Here is a 5,191-nt window from a genome sequence, read left to right as displayed (position 1 = left end):
GTCTTCCAGCCCGGCGACCACGGCTCCACCTTCGGCGGCAATCCCCTGGCCTGCGCCGTGGCCCGCACCGCGCTGCGCGTGCTGGTCGAGGAAAAGCTGGTGGAGCGCTCGGCCGAACTGGGCGAGTACTTCATGGAACGGTTGCGCACGCTGGCCAGCCCCGACCTGCGCGAGGTGCGCGGCAAGGGCCTGTGGATCGGCATCGAGTTGCGCAGCCCGGCCCGGCCCTACTGCGAGGCCCTCAAGGACGAGGGCATTCTATGCAAGGAGACCCACGACCGCGTGATCCGCATCGCTCCGCCTCTGGTCATCACCCGCGAGGAGATCGACTGGGCCTTCGAGCGCATCCACAAGGTCATCGAGAAGGACCGCCCGGCCGCCTCGGCGGCTTGAAGGAACACCGCCGGGGTCCGGGGCTCCGGCCTAGCCGGGTCCGCCCCGTCGGGTGGATAATCTTCTCCAGGGGCAAGCGACTTCTTCCGCCCTCCCGTGTTGGAATCTGGCGGGGCCGTGGGCTTGAGACGGGCCGCAGGCGAATACCCTGAAGCAGCGGAGCAAGAGGCATGCTGGGAAGCGTCCTGATATTGGTCGCGTTGATGGGCCTGGCGACCTGCACGATTTTTCTCCTGCTGGTGCTGCTGGGAGCGCGGCGCTTCCGGCGCCAGGGAAGCACCGCAAGTCCGGGACCTCTGCCGCCGGTCAGCGTCTTGAAACCTGTCCACGGTATGGAACCCCGCCTGGAACAGAACCTGGAGAGCTTCTTTCTCCAGGACTACCCGGAATTCGAGATCATCTTCGGCGCGCGCCACCACGACGATCCTGCCCTGCAGGTGGTCGAACGCCTGCGGCAGCGTTATCCCCGAGTCCCGGTGCGGGTGGTGCTGGCGGGAGAGCCGGAGCATCCCAACGCCAAGGTCTGCGCCCTGGAGAAGATGCTGGCGGCGGGAGGCCATCCCTACCTGGTGATCAGCGACAGCGACGTGCGCGTCACCCCCCGCTATCTGCGGGAGGTGGTGGAGCCGCTGCTGGACGAGCGGGTAGGGTTGGTGACCTGCCTGTATCGCGGGGTACCCGCGGGCGGGCTGTGGTCACGCCTGGAGGCGCTGGGCATGTCGGTGGAAATGGCCTCGGGCGTGCTCGTCGCCAACCTGATGGAGGGCATGCGCTTCGCTCTCGGACCGACCATGGCGCTGCGCAAGGAGCGCCTGGCGGAGGTGGGCGGCTTCGAGGCCCTGGCCGACTACTGCGCCGACGACTACGTGCTCGGCCATCGCATCCATGCCGCCGGATACCAGGTCGTCCTCTCCCACCACGTGATCGACCACTTCTCCCTGAACCGGTCCCTGGCGGGCTCCTTGTCCCACCAGGTGCGCTGGATGAAGAGCACGCGCTATTCCCGCCCGCGCGGCCACTTGGGCACCGGCCTCACCTTCGCCATGCCCTTCGGGATCCTGGGATTGCTGGCCGGGCTGGCGGCAGGGGAACCGTGGCTGGGGCTGGCCCTGCTGGGTGCGGCGCTGGCCAACCGCATGCTGCAGGCGCTGGCGGTGGGTTGGGGGGTGGTGCGCGATCCCGAGGCGGCGCGCTTCTTCTGGCTCTACCCCGCGCGCGACTTCCTGGGCTTCGTGCTGTGGTGCTACAGCTTCGCCGACTCCAGCATCGAGTGGCGCGGCGAGCGCTACCAGCTTCAGGCCGAGGGCAGAATGGTCCCTGCCTCCGCCCTTCCCGTCGCCGGCAGCCAGGAGCACAGTCCCGCCTAGGCCGGCTCAGGGCCGGTTGCTGTAGACCACCTTCCCCGAGCTTTCGGCGATGACGTGACGCTCCGCCGGGAGGGCGGCGTCCGCCTGTGTCCGGCGGTCCGCCGGCACGAAGAGGAAGATGCGCTCCCCGGAGCGCCAAGCGCGCCGCAGGTCGTCGTCGTCCCAAAAGACCGGGGGCGCATCGGGGAAGGTAGAGCCGAACCACATGGAAGTCGTGCGGCCGTTGACCAGCCGGATGGGGCACCGCAGGTAGAAGAGCAGCGACGATCCCAGCGCTTGGTCGCCGTAGATGGCCACCTGGTCCCGCGGGCCGGCCACCTGCCCGATGCGGTCCGCCAGCGGCTTCGAGGAGAGATAGGGTTCAAAGCGCACCAGGGCGATCTGCGCCGCCGCCAAGAGGAGCGCCGCGGTGAGCGCCACCATCCAGGTCGCGGCCCAGTCGCGCCGGTTGCGGCGCAGCCACAGGGAGGCCAGGGGCCCGAGCAGCAGAGCCGCCGCTGCCAGCGCCGCCGGCAGGCGCAGTGCCGCGAAGGAGGCCGTGGTCAAGTCGAAGAAGTGGGACATGGAGAGCGTGTAATGGCCGACGCCACGCTCCACCAGCACGCTGCCGATGTCGGCCACGTAGGGCAGGTGGCGCGACTGCCACAGCCCCGCCCCCAGCGCCGCCGCCGCGGAGATGCCCAGCATCGCCAGCAGCCACTGCCCACCCAGGATCCAGCCGCGCCCTTCGCCGCTCTCTTCCGCCCGCGCCAGCGCCGCCGCCAGCAGCAGCAGCAGCGGCAGATAGGCGGGAAAGGTGTAGTACTCCTGGTTGGTGGAGACGGCGAAGAACACCAGTACCACCGCCGCCCACACCAGGCAGAGCAGGCGGCTGCGGCCGGCGAAGTCCAGGGGCGGGCGCGCGCCGCCGCCGCGGCGATAGTCCTGGCGCCAGCGCCGCACCGCCAGCGGCAGGTACAGGCTCCAGGGAAAGAGCCAGGCCAGGTGGAGCCCCCAGTAGGCCAGCGCGGGGAGCTTGTTGTAGTCGCGCGGATAGCGCTTTCCCAGGAAGCGCAGGAAGTGCTCGTTGACGAAGTAGAACCAGAAGAAACCGTGGCCGCCGGCGCCGCCCGTGTTGCGCAGTCCCGCCAGGATGTGCCAGGGCGCGGCGAGGACGAAGAACAGCAGCAGGCCGGTGGGGAGGCGGAACTCGCGCCAGCGCCTCCAGTCGCCGCTGAGGGCTGCGTAGATCACCGCAGTGAGGCCGACGAACACCAGCGCCACCAGACCCTTGGTCAGCACCGCCAGGGCCAGCGCGGCGTAGCCGGCGTACCAGCGCCAGGACTTGCCGTCCTCGAGTGCCGTCAGGAAGCAGTACAGCGTGGCCGCGATCAGCAGGCTGAGCAGGACGTCGGGGATCTGCACCCGGGTGAAGAGGTACATCCCCAGCGCCGTGGCCAGGAAGAGGGCGGCATAGGCGCCGGCGCGCGCCCCGAAGGCGCGCCGGCCCCAGGTCCCGGCCAGCAGCACTAGCAGCAGCACTGCCAGGGTCATGGGCAGGCGGGTGGAGAACTCGGAGACCCCGAAGGCGCGGTAGCTGAGCGCGGTTAGCCAGTAGGGCAGCGGGGCCTTCTCCAGGTAGCGGATGCCGTTGACGTGCAGCGTGACCCAGTCGCCGGTCATGGCCATCTCGCGCGCCGCCTCGGCATGGGTGGAGTCGGCGTCGTCGAAGAGGGCCGGCCGGAACATCCCGCCCGCGTAGATCAGCAGGAAGATGGCGAGGACGGCCAGCCTGGCGAGTCGTGAGGGAGTGGGAGCGTTCATTCGGATCCAGCCGTACCCAGTGCGAATCGCCTATTGTAAACGGCCCGCGGCAGCCTCTTCGTCACATCCGCTTGTGATGTGCTGCCTCGACGCTGCCCGCGCACCGAGCGTATTCTGGGTTGTTTTCCGGAGGACCGCCGTGCGCGACGCCATCATGCGCCTGTGGCCGGAACTGGAGTGGATCGCCGATCCCGGCCTGCGCGAGCAGACCGCCCGTACCTGGGAGCGCGCCTTCGCGCTCAGCCCGCTGAAGCCCGAAGACCTGGAGCGCATCCCTTTCACCCTGCTGGTGCCCGACTGCCCCGTGACTTTCATGGAGCACAAGCGCTGCGTCGTGCACATCGCGCGGCGCGCCGCCGAGTCCATGCGCGAATTCCTAGGGCGCGCCCTGCCCATCGACATGGACACGGTCATTGCCGGCGCCATCCTGGCCGACGTGGGCAAGCTGCTGGAATACGAAGTGGTGGACGGCAAGACGCGCCAGAGCCGGCGCGGCGAGTACCTGCGGCATCCCTTCACCGGGGTGGCGCTGGCCATGGAGTGCGGCGTGCCCGACCGCGTCTGCCACATCATCGCAGCGCACGCCGCCGAGGGCGACCTGGTCCGGCGCAGCACGGAGGCAATCATCGTCCATCACGCGGATTTCATGAGCTATCTGCCGTTCAAGAAGTAGTCAGTAGCTAGAGGTTGGTAGCTAGCAAAAGGCACTCGATGCCGACGACCGCAGCGAAACAGACCATCACCGCCGCTATGTCGCAGTGGGCGGCGGGAGTGAAGTTCGAGCACCTCTCGAATGACGCCGTTTACCAGGCCAAGCGGTTTCTCCTGGACTCGCTGGGCTGTGCGCTGGGCGGCTACCAGCAGCACGACGTGAAGATCGCGCTCCAGGTGCTGGACGAGACCGCAGGCGCGGGCCCGGCCACGGTCATCGGCACCGGGAAGAAGGTGGACGCGGTCTCCGCCGCGCTGGCCAATGCGCTCATGATCCGCTGCATGGATTACAACGACATCTACTGGAAGCAAGACCCGTCGCATCCCTCCGACATCTTCCCAGCGGCGTTGGCCTGCGGCGAGCGCGCCCGCGCCGATGGCCGCGAATTGATCGTCGGCCTGGTGCTGGGCCACGAGTTCGAGATGCGCTTCTGCGAAGCCGCCTTCCCCGGCATCCGCGAGCGTGGCTGGCACCACGCCACCCTGACCGCCTTCGTCTCGCCCATGGTCGCCGCGCACATGCTGCATCTTTCCTGGGAGCAGATGCAGCACGCCATCGGCATCTCGGCCTCGCGCCAGGCCACGCTGGGCGCGGTCACCGCCGGCAAGCTCACCATGATGAAGAACACGGTCGACCCGCTGGCCACGCAGGCGGGCGTGCTGGCGGCGCTGCTGGCGGAGAAGGGCTACACCGGCCCCGACCACGTGGTGGACGGCAAGGAAGGCCTGACCCACTGCTTCGGCCCGGAGTGGAAGCTGAATGTGCTGACCGATGGGCTGGGCGAATCCTGGCGCATCACCCAGTGCGGCATGAAAGCCTTCCCCACCGAGGCGCTGACGCACACGCCCATCTCCGCCGTTCTCGACCTGGTGAAGGAAAATAATCTGCGCGCGGAGAAGGTGGAGAACGTCCGCAT

At 68.7% G+C, this 5,191-nt stretch carries 5 protein-coding genes; 4 read left to right on the top strand and 1 reads right to left on the bottom strand.

Translation table 11 applies throughout. From position 1 onward, the window contains the following. Together VEG08_10685 and hpnI are read left to right on the top strand one after the other, a co-directional pair. A partial coding sequence (locus tag VEG08_10685; protein ID HXZ28452.1) for an aminotransferase class III-fold pyridoxal phosphate-dependent enzyme occupies positions 1–393 on the top strand: 393 nt, incomplete at its 5' end. A gap of 170 nt (positions 394–563) precedes the next feature. Then, a complete protein-coding gene (gene hpnI / locus VEG08_10680; GenBank protein ID HXZ28451.1) occupies positions 564–1,760 on the top strand; it encodes a bacteriohopanetetrol glucosamine biosynthesis glycosyltransferase HpnI in 1,197 nt (398 codons plus the stop codon). Between the two features lie 6 nt (positions 1,761–1,766). On the opposite strand, the gene VEG08_10675 is transcribed toward hpnI, so the two are convergent. Continuing rightward, complete coding sequence (locus VEG08_10675) at positions 1,767–3,563, bottom strand: glycosyltransferase family 39 protein (protein ID HXZ28450.1); 1,797 nt, start codon at positions 3,561–3,563, stop codon at positions 1,767–1,769. 139 nt (positions 3,564–3,702) lie between these two features. Between VEG08_10675 and VEG08_10670 the strand changes: the two genes are divergently transcribed. Next, entirely contained in the window at positions 3,703–4,236 is a 534-nt protein-coding gene (locus tag VEG08_10670; GenBank protein ID HXZ28449.1) for an HDIG domain-containing protein, read from the top strand. Between the two features lie 38 nt (positions 4,237–4,274). Next, positions 4,275–5,191 (top strand): MmgE/PrpD family protein (locus VEG08_10665; GenBank protein HXZ28448.1); only part of this gene is annotated, 917 nt, incomplete at its 3' end.

This window comes from Terriglobales bacterium (genome assembly GCA_035624475.1).
Taxonomy (GTDB): Bacteria; Acidobacteriota; Terriglobia; order Terriglobales; family Acidobacteriaceae; genus DASPRL01.
Note: the sequence above shows the minus strand (reverse complement) of the source record. Positions and strands in the feature narration are given on the sequence as shown.

Coding starts and splice junctions, on each gene's coding strand:
- hpnI (HXZ28451.1), top strand. CDS start 564: ATGCTGGGAAGCGTCCTGATATTGGTCGCGTTGATGGGCCTGGCGACC.
- VEG08_10675 (HXZ28450.1), bottom strand. CDS start 3,563: ATGAACGCTCCCACTCCCTCACGACTCGCCAGGCTGGCCGTCCTCGCC.